Origin of the sequence: Rhodococcoides fascians NBRC 12155 = LMG 3623, assembly GCF_001894785.1 — a bacterium.
GTDB lineage: Bacteria > Actinomycetota > Actinomycetes > Mycobacteriales > Mycobacteriaceae > Rhodococcoides > Rhodococcoides fascians.
This window is the reverse complement of sequence record NZ_BCWW01000004.1, coordinates 103,638-119,154: the sequence shown is the minus strand read 5'-3', so window position 1 is coordinate 119,154 and position 15,517 is coordinate 103,638. Positions and strand designations below refer to the sequence as shown.

Genomic DNA, 15,517 nt, shown 5'->3' with positions numbered 1-15,517 from the left:
GTGTGTTCAAAGTGTGTCGCAGGCGTACAACACCTGGATCTACAACATGATGGCGGAACCACCGGCCGCCGGAGCCTCGCGCCCCACAGCCGAGAAAGCCGCGACGAGCAGAGCCGGGTCCGGGCCCTCGAGTCGACCGGGCTTGGCCAATCCGTCGAGGACGACGAATCGAAGCAGACCTGCGCGGTTCTTCTTGTCCGTCTGCATTCCCTTGAGCAGATCCGCGAACGCGTGCTCGTCGTAGGTCACCGGCAGCCCGACCGATTCGAGAATCGCCCGATGGCGGTCCGCGGTCGCGTCGTCGAGCCGGCCCGCCAGACGACCGAGCTCGGCGGCGAACACGAGCCCGACCGACACCGCAGCTCCGTGCCGCCAGCGATACTGCTCGCGTCGCTCGATGGCGTGGGCGAGGGTGTGCCCGTAGTTCAGGATCTCCCGTAGATTCGATTCCCGCAGATCGGCGGCCACAACCCTGGCCTTGACTTCCACGGACCGTCTGATGAGCTCCGGCAGTACGTCGCCGGTCGGATCGAGCGCCGCAGCGGGGTCTGATTCGATGATGTCCAGAATCACCGGGTCGGCGATGAAGCCGGTCTTGATCACCTCGGCCAGGCCCGACACGATCTCGTTCTTCGGCACTGTCTCGAGTGTCGCGAGGTCGACCAGCACCGCGGCCGGTTCGTGGAACGAGCCGACCAGGTTCTTGCCGGCATCGGTGTTGATTCCGGTCTTTCCACCGACGGCGGCATCGACCATGGCCAGCAGAGTCGTCGGAACGTGGACGATTCGAACGCCGCGCATCCACGTCGCCGCAACGAAACCGGCGAGATCGGTGGCCGCGCCGCCGCCGAGCGAGACGATGGCGTCACTTCTGGTCAGGCCGATGCGTCCCAGCACCTCCCAGCAGAATCCGGCGACCGCGAGGTCCTTGCCGTCCTCGGCGTCCGGAATTTCGATGCGGTGTGCATCGATCCCCTTGTCCGCCAATGCTGCTCGCACTGCTTCGGCCGTCTCGGCCAGGGGTGGCTGATGGAAGATCGCGACCGTCGCGGTTCCGGCGAGCTCGTCGACGAGGTCCGTCAACAGGCCTCGGCCGATGATCACCGGGTACGGGTTGGCACTCTCGACCTGGACGCGTACGGGCTCTGTCATCGAATCACCTTCATCTACTGGGGGTTTCGTCGTTCACTTCGCGAACGGGCACCGGTGCGAGAGCAGTGAGCTTGGCCACCAACTGATTCACGACTCGGGCCGGACTACGACTGTCCGTCCGCACTCGCACGGTGGCAACCGAGCGATAGAGGGGGCGGCGGTGACGCATCAATTCCTGGTACTTGGCGCGCGGGTCCGGGCCCGCGAGCAGTGGCCGAGACGTGTTGGCTCCCGTTCGCCGAAGCCCCTCCGACACACTGATTTCCAGATAGACCACAGTGTGCGCAGCAAGCAGCTTCCGGGTTGCAGCCGACAACACGGCTCCGCCGCCGAGGGAAAGAATGCCGTCGTGCGAGGCCAGGGCATCGGCGACGATCCGCTCTTCGATCTCGCGAAATGCAGGCTCACCGTCGTGCGAGAAGATATCCGCAATGGTTCGCCCGGTTTTTCGTTCGATGGCCACGTCGGTATCGAACAGATCCAGATTCAACGCCTGGGCCAGTCGCCGTCCGATGGTCGATTTTCCTGCACCCGGCGGTCCGACGAGGACCGCGTACGGGCTCATCGCGGAGGTCGGGCGGCGGTGCCCTTCACGTAGTGGTCGACGTTGCTCGTCGTCTCCGCCAGCGAATCCCCACCGAACTTCTCCAACGCTGCCTGCGCGAGCACGAGGGCAACCATCGTCTCTGCCACGACCCCGGCGGCCGGAACAGCGCATACGTCCGAGCGCTGGTGGATGGCGACCGCTTCGTCGCCGGTCGACATGTCCACCGTCGACAGGGCGCGGGGAACCGTGGAGATGGGCTTCATCGCGGCACGCACCCGCAGAGCCTCACCGTTGGTCATTCCGCCTTCGATCCCGCCCGCACGGTTCGTCGAGCGGAGAACTCCGTCTGGCCCCGGCTTGATCTCGTCGTGTGCGACACTGCCGCGTCGGCGCGCGGTCTCGAAACCGTCGCCCACCTCGACACCCTTGATCGCCTGGATGCCCATCAGCGCAGCCGCCAGTCTGGCGTCGAGCTTGCGTTCACCCGAGACGAACGAGCCGAGGCCGACCGGCAGTCCGTGCACGACGACCTCGACGATGCCGCCGAGGGTGTCGCCGTCTTTCTTGGCGGCTTCGATCTCGGCGATCATGGACTCCTCGGCGGCCTTGTCGAAGGCCCGCACCGGAGACTCGTCGATGGCATCGATGTCCGCGCCCGCGGGCGGCGGGCCGACGTAGGGATCCGAGGCACCGATGGAGATCACGTGCGAGACGACGTCGATGCCGAACGCCTGCTTCAGGAACAGCCGCGCGACCGTTCCGATCGCCACCCGCGCCGCGGTTTCACGCGCACTGGCACGCTCGAGCACCGGACGTGCGTCGTCGAAACCGTACTTGAGCATCCCGGAGAAGTCGGCATGCCCGGGTCGTGGTCGAGTCAGTGGAGAGTTGCGAGCCAGATCGGCGAGGACGGCCTCGTCGACGGGGTCGGCCGACATCACCTGTTCCCACTTCGGCCATTCGGTATTACCGACCTCGATCGCCACCGGCCCGCCCATGGTCCGGCCGTGACGAACGCCGCCCGTGAGGGTCACCTTGTCCGCTTCGAACTTCATGCGAGCACCGCGGCCGTAACCGAGGCGGCGGCGAGCGAGTTGGCGAGCAATGTCGTCCGAGGTCACCTCGACTCCCGCGACCATTCCTTCGAGGATGGCGACGAGAGCGGGTCCGTGGGATTCTCCGGCAGTTATCCAGCGCAGCACTCGAACATCTTTTCACGTCGTGGCCGCCGCAACTGCCAGCAGGGTGGCCGCGCACATGGACGGCCCGTGCGCGATGCGCGCACCGGGGTATCCGCAGACCGCCGCGATCGACCCCACCACGGCTGTGGCCACCGGCGCCGCCAACGCCGCGACGGTCCACCCGGCTGTACCGCCCAGGCAAGCGATCGAACCCACCGACCAGGCGAGCTTGACGTCACCCGCGCCGAACGCCCTCGGCGCACCGAGATGAACCACGAGGTAGATGCCGAACAGCAGCCCGCCGCCCAGCAGAGCCTGAGCCGAACCCGTCGCCACCAGCACTGCCGGAACCACGACCGCACCGGGAACGGTCAACACGTTCGGCAGCCGGCGACACCGCACGTCGACGGCGATCAGCGCTGCGAACCACCACGTCAGTACGCACCAGGTGATCAGCCCCCACGACGCGGCATGCGGGCTGTCCCCGAACCTCCACCACGCCCACCCGGATCCGAGGACACACAGCGCCGGTAGAAAACGCGGCTCCCATCGACGCAACACGACGCGCAGCACCACACCGGCGACAGCACCGACCGTGACCGCAACACCCAGACTCCACATGGCTCGAAGCGTCGCACCGAGACGAACCGAGTTGCGCGAACAGTCCAGGTCACGAAAAGACCTGTGGACAACCGCCGCCCTGTGTACAGCCGATGCCCTGTGCACAGCCGATGATCGACGGGTGCCGATGGAGGTTGCCGGTCGGGCGACGACAGACGCGGCTACAGAACGACGCCGAGCGCCTCTCGCATGGCCGATCGGGGTGCCGACATACCGGTGAATTGCTCTACCTGCCCGTAGGCCTGGTTGAGCAGCATCGACAGTCCGCTGATGACCGTTCCGCCGGCGTCGTCGACCGCAGCGGCGAGTGCGGTCGGCCAGGGGTCGTAGATCGCATCGAGTACCACGGGTGCCCGGCCGAGAGCGGCCGCGAAGGGGGCAACCCCGGCTGCGGGGACGGTGCTGACCAGCACGGCCGACGCCGCTGCGACGTCGGCGAGCCCGGGATCGCTGAACTGTGCGAAGTCGGCGCGGAGCCCGGCGGCCACCGCGCACTCGAGAGTGGCCGTCGCACGATCGGCCGATCGAGCAACCACCGTGACCGACGCGGCACCCAGTGTTGCCAGTGCCACGATCGCGGGTCTCGACGTACCTCCTGCACCCACCACCGTCACGGCGGCACCGGTCAGATCGTCGATTCGAGCATCTCGCAGTGCGCCGACGACGCCGTCCACGTCCGTGCAGTCCGCCCGCCATCCCGACGTCGTCCGCAGCAGAGTGTTGGCCGACCCGGCCAGGACGGCGCGTTCGGTACGTTCCGACGCGTACGTCAGAGCGGCGACTTTGCCGGGCATCGTCACCGACACGCCGACCCAATCCGGCCCGAAACCGTCGACCAGTCCGGGAAGTTGCTCGGCCGTGCACTCGATGCGGTCGTAGGTCCACTCGTCGAGGCCGAGGGCGCGGTAAGCCGCCCGATGGAGCACCGGTGACTTCGAGTGCTCGATCGGGCTGCCGAGTACGGCGGCACGCATGTCAGCGGCCGCTGTCGAGGAATCCGGCTTCCACCTTGCCGATGTTGGCCAGGTGCTCGTCGTAACTGCGGGTGAACAGCGTCTCCCCAGCCTGGTTGATGGTCACGAAGTACAGCCAGTCTCCGTCGGCCGGCATCTCGACGGCCTGTACCGCACCGATGCTCGGGGACGAGATCGGAGTGGCGGGCAGCCCTTCGCTGGCATAGGTGTTCCAGGGCGTCACCGTGGCGCGATCGGCGTCGGTGGTGGCCACCTCGGTGGTGTCGAGCGAGTAGTTCACCGTCGAGTCGAATTCGAGCTTCTGCGGCACCGCGAGACGGTTGAGGATCACCCGCGCCACTTTGCTGAAGTCCTGCGGCAGGGATTCACGCTCCACCAGCGAGGCCGCGACGAGTGTGTCGTACGGGGTCAGTCCGGAGTTGCTGCCCGCGGTGAGGATTCCGGTGTCCTCGTACCGGGTGGCGCTCTCGGACACCAATTGCTTCAGGATGTCCGCAGGAGCGGCGCTGGGATCGAAGTCCCACGTTCCGGCGGAGATCAGACCCTCGAGTTGCCGGTCTCGGTCCGGCACGCCCTCGACGCGGTCGGTTGCCCACTGCGGCACTCCCAGGGCTGCCGGATCGTCGACCGCTCCTGCTGCGTTCAGATCGTCGTAGCTGATGCACGTCGGACTGCCGCTGCCGGTCCGATCCACGCAGCTGGCCTCGGAGATCAAGGTGTAGATCCCCTTCTTGACCGAACCGGTGTTCACGTCTCTCGCGTCGTGCAGTTGACGCCCCTCCGAGATGACCATGTTTCCCACCCGCGAGGCAGGATCCACCAGCTCCTCGACCGCGCGGGAAGCCGGAACACCGCTGGTGAGCAGGTAGAAGCCCGGCTGGACCGACGTGATCGCATTGTTCTGCAGCGCAGCTTCGAGGAACGCTCCGGAACTCGCCACCACGCCCTTGTCCGCAGCCTCGGTACCAATTTGCTGGGCGGTGTCGTTGGGATGGACCTGAATCACGACTCCGTCACCGGACGAACCGGCCGCGAAGTCCTCGTTCGGTGTCGTTCGATTCCCGAACTTGTTCACTGCGAAGTACCCCCCTCCTGCCACGGCGACGACCAACAGCAGCCCGAGAACCAGGGCGACGACTCGGCCACGACGCTTCCGGCTGGACGCAGCGCGTTCCCTGCGACCGGCGGCGCGGCTCCGACCCACGGCCTGCGGCATCGCTCCGGCATCCGGGTCGACTACCGGGCCGCCGCCGGCCTCGCGGTCCGCACGACGGGTGCCCTGCGTATGCGGTTCACTGCGTTGCGGCGGCCGGGACCGATTCATACTCCGGTGGAACTCACTGCCCTCGTCCACGCGATACCCGATCGGATCGGTGTGGGCCTCGTCCGGGGCCACCCGCCGTCGACCCCGATCATCGGACCCATGGTTGCTCACTCGTCGACCTCCGTCGATCCTGAATTCGTCGTTGCTCGGTGCGCCGCGGCCCGTCGTTCGTCGAGCCAACCCTGCAGTATCGCTACCGCGGCGGCCTGGTCGATGACCGATCGCTGATCCTTCGCGCGCACACCACTCTCCCGTAAGGCACGCGACGCGCTCACCGTAGTCAGTCTCTCGTCGGCCATGCGAATCGGCACGCCGGCCAACCGCCTGTGCAGAGAACGGCCGAATCTCTCCGCCGCGTCGACTGCACTTCCACGTTCACCGCGCAACGTCCGAGGCAGTCCGATGACGACCTCGACGGCCTCGTACTCGGCGATAATTTCCGCCACCCGGACGACGTCCGGCGCATCGGGTCCCTTGACCTTGGACCGCGGCACCGTTTCGACGGGCGTCGCGAGGACGCCGTCGGGGTCGGACGACGCGATGCCGATGCGAACGCTCCCGACGTCGATGCCGATGCGTCTGCCGCGGCCCGGATCGTCGACGCCGGGTCGATCGGGGCCTCGCCCCTGAGTCGGCACGATCGTCAGTGGGTGGTGAGTTCGGTCAATCGCGCCCGAGCGGCGTCGATCCCTGCGGCGATGCCCGCGACATCCGAGCCCGATCCCTGGGCGAGTTCGGGCTTGCCACCACCTCGGCCACCGATGCTCGGACCGAACGACGCGACCAGCTCGCCGGCCGCGATTCCGGCTTCCTGGGCGGCCTTGTTCACCGAGACCACGAACGGGACCTTGCCGCCGACCGTGCCGAACAGCACGACGACGGCCGGATCGGTGCCGAGTCGGCCGCGGATGTCGGTGGCGAGCGTCCGCAGGTCGTTGCCGCCGACGCCGTCGGGTGCCTGCGCGACGACTGCTCGCACGTCACCGAACCGTTCGGCCTTACCGACGTACTCTCCCGCAGAGGCCAAAACGGCCGCGGCTTTGACCGACTCCAGTTCCTTCTCGGCGACCCGAAGACGCTCGACCAGGTTCTCGATGCGCGCCGGCACCTCCTCGGACGGGACCTTCAACGACGACGCGACGCCGGCCAACAGCGCGCGTTCCTTCGCCAGATAGCGGTACGAGTCGAGGCCGACGAAGGCTTCGACGCGGCGTACTCCCGAGCCGACCGAGGATTCGCCGAGGATGGTGACCGGACCGATCTGCGACGAGTGTTGGACGTGAGTGCCACCGCACAGTTCCATCGAGAACGGCCCGCCGATCTCGACCACGCGGACCTCGTCGCCGTAGTTCTCGCCGAACAGCGCCATTGCCCCCATCTTCTTGGCGCTGTCGAGGTCGGTGACGAGGGTGTTGACCTCGTAGTCCGAGCCGACCGCATCGTTGGCGACATTCTCGATGTCGTCGCGCTGCGCCTCGGACAACGCGCCCTGCCAGGAGAAGTCGAAGCGCAGGTACCCCGGCTTGTTCAGCGAGCCTGCCTGCGTCGCATTGGGTCCGAGCACCTGGCGCAGTGCGGCGTGCACCATGTGCGTGCCCGAGTGTCCTTGGGTGGCGCCCTTGCGCCAGGCGTGGTCGACGTCGACATGCACGGTGTCACCCTCGGTGATCTGGCCGGTATCGACCACGGACTTGTGGGTCCACACCTTCTTGGCGATCTTCTGCACATCGTTGACCTTGACGGTCAGGCCGGGTGCGGTGATGGTGCCGATATCGGCGATCTGACCACCGGATTCCGCGTACAGCGGGCTGCGGTCGAGGATGATCTCCACGCTCTCGCCGGCGACCGCGGTCGGAACCCGAACGCCGTTGGAGATCAACGCGAGAACCGTTGCCTCGGAACCGAGTTCGTCGAACCCGGTGAACTCGGTCGGCGAACCGTCGACGAAATCCTTGTAGACGGTGAGGTCGGCGTGTGCATGCTTGCGCGCGCGGGCGTCCTCTTTGGCGCGAGTGCGTTGCTCGGCCATCAACGAGCGGAATCCGTCTTCGTCCACGGACAGTCCGGCCTCGGCGGCCATTTCGAGCGTCAGGTCGATCGGGAACCCGTAGGTGTCGTGCAGCGCGAAGGCTTCGGCGCCGCCGATCTTTTTCGCGCCCGACGCCTTGACGGCCTCCGCGGCACCCTCGAACAGCCGCGAGCCCGACGTCAGGGTCTTGAGGAAGGCGGTCTCCTCCCCCACTGCGACGGTGAGGATGCGATCGAAGTCCGTGACCAGGTTGGGGTACGACTCGGCCATGGTGTCGCGGACGACGGTGATGAACTGCGCCATCGTCTCGTCGGGTGCGCCGAGGAGTCGCGCGGATCGGACGATGCGACGCAGCAGGCGCCGAAGCACGTAGCCGCGGCCGTCGTTGCCGGGATTGACTCCATCGGAGATCAGCAATGCAGCGGTGCGCGCGTGGTCGGCGATGACGCGGAAGCGGACGTCGTCGTCGTGGTTACTGCCGTAGGTCCGACCCGACAGCTCCTCTGCCTTGGCGATGACCGGCCGCACGAGATCGGTCTCGTACACGTTGTCGACGCCTTGGAGCAGGAATGCCACGCGCTCGACGCCCATGCCGGTGTCGATGTTCTTCTTCGGCAGTGGGCCGAGGATCTCGAAATCGTCCTTGCTGATGCCTTGGCCGCGTTCGTTCTGCATGAAGACGAGGTTCCAGATTTCGATGTACCGGTCCTCGTCGGCTTCGGGGCCGCCTTCGGCACCGAACTCGGGGCCTCGGTCGTAGTAGATCTCCGAGCAGGGTCCACAGGGTCCGGGGATTCCCATGGACCAGTAGTTGTCGGCCATTCCACGACGTTGGATGCGTTCGTCGGGCAGACCGGCGATCTCCTTCCACAGCTCGATCGCCTCGTCGTCGTCGAGGTAGGCCGTGGCCCAGATCCGCTCGGGATCGAACCCGTAGCCGCCGTCTTCGACGCTGTCGGTCAGCAGGGTCCAGGCATGCTTGATCGCGTCGCGCTTGAAGTAATCGCCGAACGAGAAGTTTCCGGCCATCTGGAAGAACGTGTTGTGCCGAGTGGTGATACCGACGTTCTCGATGTCGAGGGTGCGCACGCACTTCTGGACGCTCGTCGCCGTCTTGTACGGCGGCGTCTGCTGCCCGAGGAAGAACGGCACGAAGGGAACCATGCCCGCGTTGACGAACAGCAGGTTGGGATCGTCGAGGATCAACGACGCACTGGGTACTTCGGTGTGTCCCGCCTTCACGAAATGGTCGAGGAAACGCCTGCGGATCTCATGGGTCTGCACTGATACAGGTTAGCGTCGTCAGACCCTGTGCCGATTCGAGGGCCTATCGGCCTCGGATGATGCGCCGCAGTTTCCCCACCCTGGTCGCGATTTCGCGCTCGGCACCGTGTTCGGTGGGCTCGTAGTAGTTCACGCCCACCAGTTCGTCGGGCGGATACTGTTGCCCCAGCACGCCACCCGGACTGCTGTGCGGGTATTTGTATCCGACCGCGTTGCCCAACCCCTGGGCACCCTTGTAGTGGCCGTCGCGCAGATGCGGAGGCACCGATCCGGACTTGCCTGCGGCGACGTCCGCCATGGCCGCTCCGAGGGCGCCGATCACGGCACCGGACTTGGGCGCTGTCGCCAGGTGAATGGTTGCCTGCGCCAGCGCCAGTCGCGCCTCCGGCATCCCGATCATCTGCACGGCACTCGCCGCGGCGGTGGCCGTCTGCAGTGCGGTGGGATCGGCCATCCCGATGTCCTCGCTCGCATGGACGACGAGCCGCCGCGCGATGAAGCGGGCGTCCTCCCCCGCGGTGATCATGCGTGCGAGGTAATGAAGTGCGGCATCGACGTCGGATCCCCTGATGGACTTGATGAACGCGCTGATGACGTCGTAGTGCTGGTCGCCGTCACGGTCGTAGCGCACCGCGGCCTTGTCGACACTGGCCTCGACCGTCGCGAGGTCCAGCGTTCCGTCGGTTGCGGCACCCGCTGCCGCCTCGAGGGCCGTCAACGCTCGGCGGGCGTCACCGGCCGCGAGCCGCACCAGGTGATCCATTGCGTCCTCGGCGATGGTCACCGCACCGTCCAGGCCTCGGGGATCGTTTGCCGCACGGGTCAGCAACAGTTCGATGTCCTCGGAGCCGAGCGGCTGCAATTGCAGCACCAGCGATCTCGACAGCAGTGGTGACACCACCGAGAAGGACGGATTCTCCGTCGTGGCGGCCACGAGCAACACGATTCGGTTCTCGACGGCGGCGAGCAGTGCGTCCTGCTGCGTCTTGGAGAAACGGTGAACCTCGTCGATGAACAACACGGTCTGCTCACCGGACAACAGCCGGCGGCGCGCGAGTTCGATGACGTTGCGCACTTCCTTGACCCCGGCCGAGAGGGCGGACAACGCCTCGAACTTGCGACCGGTCGCCCCCGAGATCAACGACGCCAGCGTGGTTTTTCCTGTTCCGGGCGGGCCGTACAGCATCACCGAGGACGCTCCGGATCCCTCGACGAGACGACGCAACGGTGCGCCGGGTGCCAGCAGATGAGACTGTCCGACGACCTCGTCGAGCGTCGTCGGTCGCATGCGCACAGCGAGCGGTGCGTCGGGGCGCGTTAACGTGGAAGTCGGACGCGGCTGGTCGATCATCGGATCCGGTGCCGCGGGCGGATCGAACAATCCGTCGCCGTCCGACTCGTCGTCCGAGATGTCACTTCCGAAACCGCCGCTCACTGGTCGAACGCTACCGATTCGACGGTACGAAAGGCGAACGCGTTCGCGCTCAGCGGTCCCGCTTCGCGCGCAGAGCGGACACGACCGACTCGGCGTAGTCGGCGATATCGGGCTCTCCCGAACGCACTGCGCTGTCCTGGAGCACCGACCAACGCGAAATCAGCGCCTGCGACCGCGGTACCGACAGCTGATGTGCGCGCGCCGCGGCAATTCGAGTGTGATCGTCGGGTAGGAACCAGTACGTGGTCAGCCACACCCAGATCAACCTCGCGTCGAGCAGCTTGGTAGCCAGCACGTGGTCGTCCGCCAGTGCAGGCCAGATGCCGACGACCTCCGAACGCCACGCGTCGATCATGGCCTGCTCGCGATCGTGCGAGAGCTCGAAACTGCACAGACACCCCGGGAACGACGCCAACGCGTACGTGATGTCGAGAGTGGCGTCTCGAAAACCGCCCCACTCGTAGTCGAGGAATCGAACGCCTTCGTCGTTGACGATGATGTTGTCGGGACACAGATCCGACGGGCTGAAGGCACGGAACGCTCCGTGTGCGAACAGCCGTCCGCTGCGCGAGACCCGTTCGAGAAGGACGTCCGGTGGTGCCCCTACTCCGAGCAATCCGGTCAACATGCCGGGTACCGCGGCGAGGGCGTCGGGTATCTGCGCGGAAATTCCGTCTGCCGAGTCGGGCTGGCCGACCCGCCGAAGCAATGCTGCGAAATCGTCCTCACGGCCCACGGTTGCCGCATGCATGCGCCCGAGCGCCTGAGCCATGGCCATCAACGAGTTGGTGACCATCGATGCATCGGAACTGCGCAGCAGCGTGGGGATCGCACTGGCGTCACCGAGGTCGCTCAGAATCAACAGCCGAGCATCGAGATCGTAGGCGTGCAGCTCCGGCCCCGGCCTGCTGTCGGTGGCCAGCGCATTCGCGAACTGGTACGAGGCGGCCTCGCGTAGAAATGCACTCGACCCGGCGACATCGGTGAGCTCGGAATGCAGCTCCGATTCTCCGGGAAGATCGCGCACCTGCTTGACGACAAGGGTTCGCGGAAGCTGAAAAGGATTCTCGGACACCTTCACTCGCAACACGATGGCTTGGCCACTACCCCCGAGGTCGACGGGATCGATCAGCGTCACCGGTGCCCCGGTGCGCTTGGTCAGTAGTCGCTGGGCTGCTGCCACTACCTCGGATACAGGGTCTGCAAGTGTTGCGGTCATCGTTGTCCAAGCTACCTGTTCGCTACGTCGTACTGTGCCGTGTCGCCGGCTACGAAAGAGACACGATTGTCCGTTTTGCGGCTTTCGAGATCCCATTCGTAGACCCGACCAGCTGGCCGGTTACCCCGAAGCCACCAAAGTATGCAGCGCGAACTACATCGGTGCAACGTCGACCGAGACCGCGATCGTGCTCTTCTCGGCCTCGGTGTAGATGACCCCGCGCAACGGCGGAACGTCGGCATAGTCGCGGCCCCAGGCGACCGTCGCGTACCGCTCGTCGACCAGCTGATCATTGGTCGGATCGAAGGCCAGCCAGCGGTCGTCGGGCATCCACACCGCGGCCCACGCATGGGTCGCATCGACACCGATCATGCGTTCCTTGCCCGGTGGCGGTTCCGTGGCGAGATAGCCCGACACGTACCGTGCCGCCAACCCCTGCGACCGCAGACAGGCGATGGCCAACCGAGCGAAGTCCTGACAGACCCCCGAGCGTGCGGCGAGGACGTCGACCACGGTGGTCGATACCGTCGTGGACCCGGACAGATACCGAAAGTCGGTGAAGATCCGGTGCGTCAGATCGACGATGACGTCCGCGAGCGGACGCCCCGGCGTGAAACTGGGCGCGGCGTACGCTCGCACCTCGTCCGTGATCTCCGGCGTCGGCAGATCGAGGGCGAACTCCACCGCCGATGAACGTGCCGAGTCCGCTGAATCGGTCCTGGTGGGGTCGAACATGGCCATCCGGGCCGATTCCCACGGGGCAGTCGCAGGCCACGACGTGGTCTCGTCCACCGGCCGCGGGTACACCTCGACGAGCGAATTCGCCGTGACGACCAGCTTCTCGTGATCGTTGGTCACGTGGAAGTACACGTCTTCGTTGCCGTAGACATCGACGCCGAACGATTGATCGGTGGGTGGCGGCTCCACCGTGACCGACTTCTCGACGCAGTGCTGCCCGTCCATGTCCCGCGGCGCGAGAAATCCTCGCCCGTAGGACGACGTGACGCGATCGGAGTAGGTGTACGTGGTGATGTGCTTGATTCGGTACCGACGACTCGTCATCGTGCCCCGCTTCCGATCCGCGCACCGACGCTGCCCCACAGCGGCTGGGTACCGCCCGGCAGCGACATGTGCGTCGCGAGAACAACTCGGGACAGTTCTTCGAGTGAATCGTGAATACCGTCCACGAGCTCGATCAGTTCCACCCGCCGCCCGGTGGCGTCGACCGACTCCAGATCACCCGGGTCGACGCGCCGCAACCGAACCCGCATCTGCTCGACGAGTTGTTCGGGCCGCGAGCTACCGGACGCATCCGGTAGTGCCCCGAGATCGTCACGTAATCGGTCGAGTTGGTACACGAGTGCGCGAGGGTTGCCGGCGTCGAACAGCAGCAGCTGCGCAACTGCAGCCGGCCGTGCACGACCACTGTTGCGTCGGCGATAGATCACCGAGGACTCTGCCGCAGACAGCACCGAATCGATGACCGCCTGTTCGGTGGACGGCGTCAGGGCGTGACTCAGAGTCGCTGACAGCAACGCTGTCAGTTGCAATCCCCGCTCTATTCGCTTGCCCGCGTCCATCAGGTACCAACCGGCGTCGCGAACCATCGACTCCGACGCCAGTCCGGACAGCGCGAGCAGACCGCGCAGCACGCTCGATTGCGATGCAGCCAGCTGGGCACCGTTGTTGACGGCCGACTCGCCCAACTCATCGAGCGCGGTGTCGATGCGAGCGAGCACTGCCCAGGTGTCGTTCGAGAGTTGATCGCGCACCGCACGAGCTGCCTGTTGCATCCGATCGACCGACTGCGCCAGTGAACCGAGGCGCTCCACCGAGAGCATCAGCGAACGCATTTCGGCCATCGCATCGGCGCGGATCGTCTCGTCCAGGAATCCCGGTCCCGTGCGCGATACCTTCGTGACCGCTTCCAGCAGAAGCGGCAGGCTGTCGCTGCCGTCGAGCCACGGCATCGAGCGATAGTCCTGATCCCGCTCCCGGGCGGCGATGAGCAGACGTGTCATGTCCTCCGCGCGTTCGCTGTACCGACCGAACCAGAAGAGATCGCCCAGCACACGCGGGGAACTGACCACCTCGACGTTGGACGCGGCGTACTGCGGCAACTCCTCCACCGTGGCAGGCGGGGTGTGCGGAGCAGAATCGGCCGGAGTGACCCTCTCCACCGACTTGACCCACACGTCCTTGGAGGCGACGGTGATCAGTGGTTCGGTGACCGGCGCCGTGATCATGACCTGACCCAGACCGCCTCGCATCGGGGTGTAGCCGACCCGCTGCGCGACGGTGAACAAGCGCATTCCGACCTGGGCGGGAGCAACCGCCAACTGCTCCCCCGACCCGCTGCCCCAGGACGAACCCACCGGAGCCAGTGAGAACTCCGGCACTTCCTGACCGGTCCATTTCCACGGAGCTGCCTCGACCTCGTCCCACAGCGCCCGGGCCGCGTGCTCGGTGAGATCGTGACCCACGACCGCGCGTCGGGACACGGTAGATCTCAATACCAGCGATCGGAAGCGAGTTCGCATGTGCGAGAGTGCGATCGGATCACCACCCCAATAGGTGGGGACCGAATCGAGCGTCAGATCCTCATCCAGCAGAGCCCGGCTCAGAGCCGGCAGCAACGGTGTCAGTGCGGGATTCTCGAGGACTCCGCTACCGAGAGTGTTGACCACGCTCACCGCACCGCGCCGCAGGACCTCGACCAGACCGACCACACCCAGATGCGAATCCGGACGCAGATCGAGCGGGTCGACGAACTCGGCGTCGACGCGTCGTAACACCACGTCCACCCGTCGCAGTGTGCCGAGCGATCGCATCCACAAACAGCCGTCCCGCACCACCAGATCGGCGTTCTCGACGAGCGGGAAGCCCAGAACCGTTGCCAGATAAGCCTGATCGAACGCCGTCTCGGAATGCGACCCCGGCGTCAACACCACCACGACAGGATCCTCGGCGGACGCGGGTGCAGCGTCACGCAGCGCCAAGCGCATCGCCCGAGCGAACGTCGACAGCGGCCTCGGATTGCTCGCCTGGAACAGCTCCGGCATCGCCCGCGACATCACTCGCCGATCGGCCAGCGCATACCCCACCCCGGACGGTGCCTGAGTGCGATCCGCAACGACCGAGAACCGGCCGTCGGACCCGCGCGCGATGTCGGCTGCGTGCATGAACAACTGATGCGGACCCGGGACGGTGATGGCGTGCGCCGGTCGAAGATAGCCGGGGTTGCCGAAGATCAGCTCGGGCGGAATCAGACCGCGCCGGACTGTCTCCTGCGCACCGTAGATGTCGGTCAGGATGGCGTCGAGCAGTTGCGAACGCTGGACCAGCCCCGCTTCGAGCCGATCCCATTCGTCCGCTGCAACGACGTACGGGACGCTGTCCAGTCCCCACCGCACGGAACTGGGCCCGGGCTCGTTGCCGCCCGTCGGAATCGGGTTGTAGGTGATTCCGTGGTCGTCGACGAGCCGGCTGACCCGAGACTGCAACGTCTGCATCGCACCCGGGCCGGCGTCGCGCATACCGTCGACCAGCTCCGCCCAGTGCGGACGCACCGTGTCGTCGGCACCGAGCATTTCGTCGAACAGATCTCTGCGACCCGTCACGGCCTCACGTCGACCGTGGTATTCGAGCCACGGTGACACCAGGTCGGGTGACACGGGGTCGGGCGCACCGGCCGCCGTCTCGTTGCGGCCCGCCTCACTGTGAGCGGTATCCACGGGCACCATCGAGCCGT

At 66.2% G+C, this 15,517-nt stretch carries 12 protein-coding genes; all 12 read right to left on the bottom strand.

Annotation, left to right across the window (positions count from 1 at the left end; genetic code table 11):
* Nucleotides 1-39 precede the first annotated feature (39 nt).
* Nucleotides 40-1,152 (bottom strand): 3-dehydroquinate synthase, encoded by a 1,113-nt coding sequence (gene aroB / locus RFA01S_RS11840; protein WP_032365738.1) that lies wholly within the window; start codon nucleotides 1,150-1,152, stop codon nucleotides 40-42.
* A 10-nt stretch (nucleotides 1,153-1,162) separates the two neighbouring features.
* The gene (locus tag RFA01S_RS11835) at nucleotides 1,163-1,717 is read right to left on the bottom strand and encodes a shikimate kinase (protein WP_027496974.1); all 555 of its coding nucleotides are present in this window, start codon (nucleotides 1,715-1,717) and stop codon (nucleotides 1,163-1,165) included.
* Complete coding sequence (gene aroC / locus RFA01S_RS11830) at nucleotides 1,714-2,901, bottom strand: chorismate synthase (RefSeq protein WP_027496973.1); 1,188 nt, start codon at nucleotides 2,899-2,901, stop codon at nucleotides 1,714-1,716. The genes RFA01S_RS11835 and aroC overlap by 4 nt, the downstream gene beginning before the upstream one ends.
* 12 nt (nucleotides 2,902-2,913) lie before the next feature.
* A complete protein-coding gene (locus RFA01S_RS11825) occupies nucleotides 2,914-3,501 on the bottom strand; it encodes a prepilin peptidase (protein WP_081371325.1) in 588 nt (195 codons plus the stop codon).
* Nucleotides 3,502-3,662: 161 nt separating this feature from the next.
* Nucleotides 3,663-4,475, bottom strand: a complete 813-nt coding sequence (locus RFA01S_RS11820) for a shikimate dehydrogenase (protein WP_032408287.1) — start codon at nucleotides 4,473-4,475, stop codon at nucleotides 3,663-3,665.
* 1 nt (nucleotide 4,476) lies between these two features.
* Nucleotides 4,477-5,910 carry an endolytic transglycosylase MltG gene (locus tag RFA01S_RS11815; RefSeq protein WP_027496970.1) on the bottom strand — a complete coding sequence of 478 codons (1,434 nt, stop codon included), beginning with the start codon at nucleotides 5,908-5,910 and terminating at the stop codon, nucleotides 4,477-4,479.
* Nucleotides 5,907-6,440 carry a Holliday junction resolvase RuvX gene (gene ruvX, locus RFA01S_RS11810; RefSeq protein WP_032391452.1) on the bottom strand — a complete coding sequence of 178 codons (534 nt, stop codon included), beginning with the start codon at nucleotides 6,438-6,440 and terminating at the stop codon, nucleotides 5,907-5,909. The genes RFA01S_RS11815 and ruvX overlap by 4 nt, the downstream gene beginning before the upstream one ends.
* 2 nt (nucleotides 6,441-6,442) lie before the next feature.
* Nucleotides 6,443-9,112, bottom strand: coding sequence for an alanine--tRNA ligase (gene alaS / locus RFA01S_RS11805; RefSeq protein ID WP_032408288.1), 2,670 nt, complete (start codon nucleotides 9,110-9,112; stop codon nucleotides 6,443-6,445).
* A gap of 43 nt (nucleotides 9,113-9,155) precedes the next feature.
* Nucleotides 9,156-10,463 carry a replication-associated recombination protein A gene (locus tag RFA01S_RS11800; protein ID WP_371829101.1) on the bottom strand — a complete coding sequence of 436 codons (1,308 nt, stop codon included), beginning with the start codon at nucleotides 10,461-10,463 and terminating at the stop codon, nucleotides 9,156-9,158.
* Between the two features lie 133 nt (nucleotides 10,464-10,596).
* Nucleotides 10,597-11,766, bottom strand: a complete 1,170-nt coding sequence (locus RFA01S_RS11795) for a protein kinase family protein (RefSeq protein WP_032372489.1) — start codon at nucleotides 11,764-11,766, stop codon at nucleotides 10,597-10,599.
* A 153-nt stretch (nucleotides 11,767-11,919) separates the two neighbouring features.
* Entirely contained in the window at nucleotides 11,920-12,828 is a 909-nt protein-coding gene (locus RFA01S_RS11790) for a transglutaminase family protein (RefSeq protein ID WP_032408290.1), read from the bottom strand.
* Entirely contained in the window at nucleotides 12,825-15,509 is a 2,685-nt protein-coding gene (locus tag RFA01S_RS11785; RefSeq protein WP_032408492.1) for a circularly permuted type 2 ATP-grasp protein, read from the bottom strand. Before RFA01S_RS11785 ends, RFA01S_RS11790 begins: the two co-directional genes overlap by 4 nt.
* Between the last annotated feature and the right edge of the window lie 8 nt (nucleotides 15,510-15,517).

Bases quoted from the DNA above. Each gene is read 5' to 3' on its own strand.
- RFA01S_RS11835 (WP_027496974.1), bottom strand. From the start codon at position 1,717: ATGAGCCCGTACGCGGTCCTCGTCGGACCGCCGGGTGCAGGAAAATCG.
- RFA01S_RS11795 (WP_032372489.1), bottom strand. From the start codon at position 11,766: ATGACCGCAACACTTGCAGACCCTGTATCCGAGGTAGTGGCAGCAGCC.
- RFA01S_RS11825 (WP_081371325.1), bottom strand. From the start codon at position 3,501: ATGTGGAGTCTGGGTGTTGCGGTCACGGTCGGTGCTGTCGCCGGTGTG.
- RFA01S_RS11790 (WP_032408290.1), bottom strand. From the start codon at position 12,828: ATGACGAGTCGTCGGTACCGAATCAAGCACATCACCACGTACACCTAC.
- RFA01S_RS11785 (WP_032408492.1), bottom strand. From the start codon at position 15,509: ATGGTGCCCGTGGATACCGCTCACAGTGAGGCGGGCCGCAACGAGACG.
- aroB (WP_032365738.1), bottom strand. From the start codon at position 1,152: ATGACAGAGCCCGTACGCGTCCAGGTCGAGAGTGCCAACCCGTACCCG.
- RFA01S_RS11820 (WP_032408287.1), bottom strand. From the start codon at position 4,475: ATGCGTGCCGCCGTACTCGGCAGCCCGATCGAGCACTCGAAGTCACCG.
- RFA01S_RS11800 (WP_371829101.1), bottom strand. From the start codon at position 10,463: ATGATCGACCAGCCGCGTCCGACTTCCACGTTAACGCGCCCCGACGCA.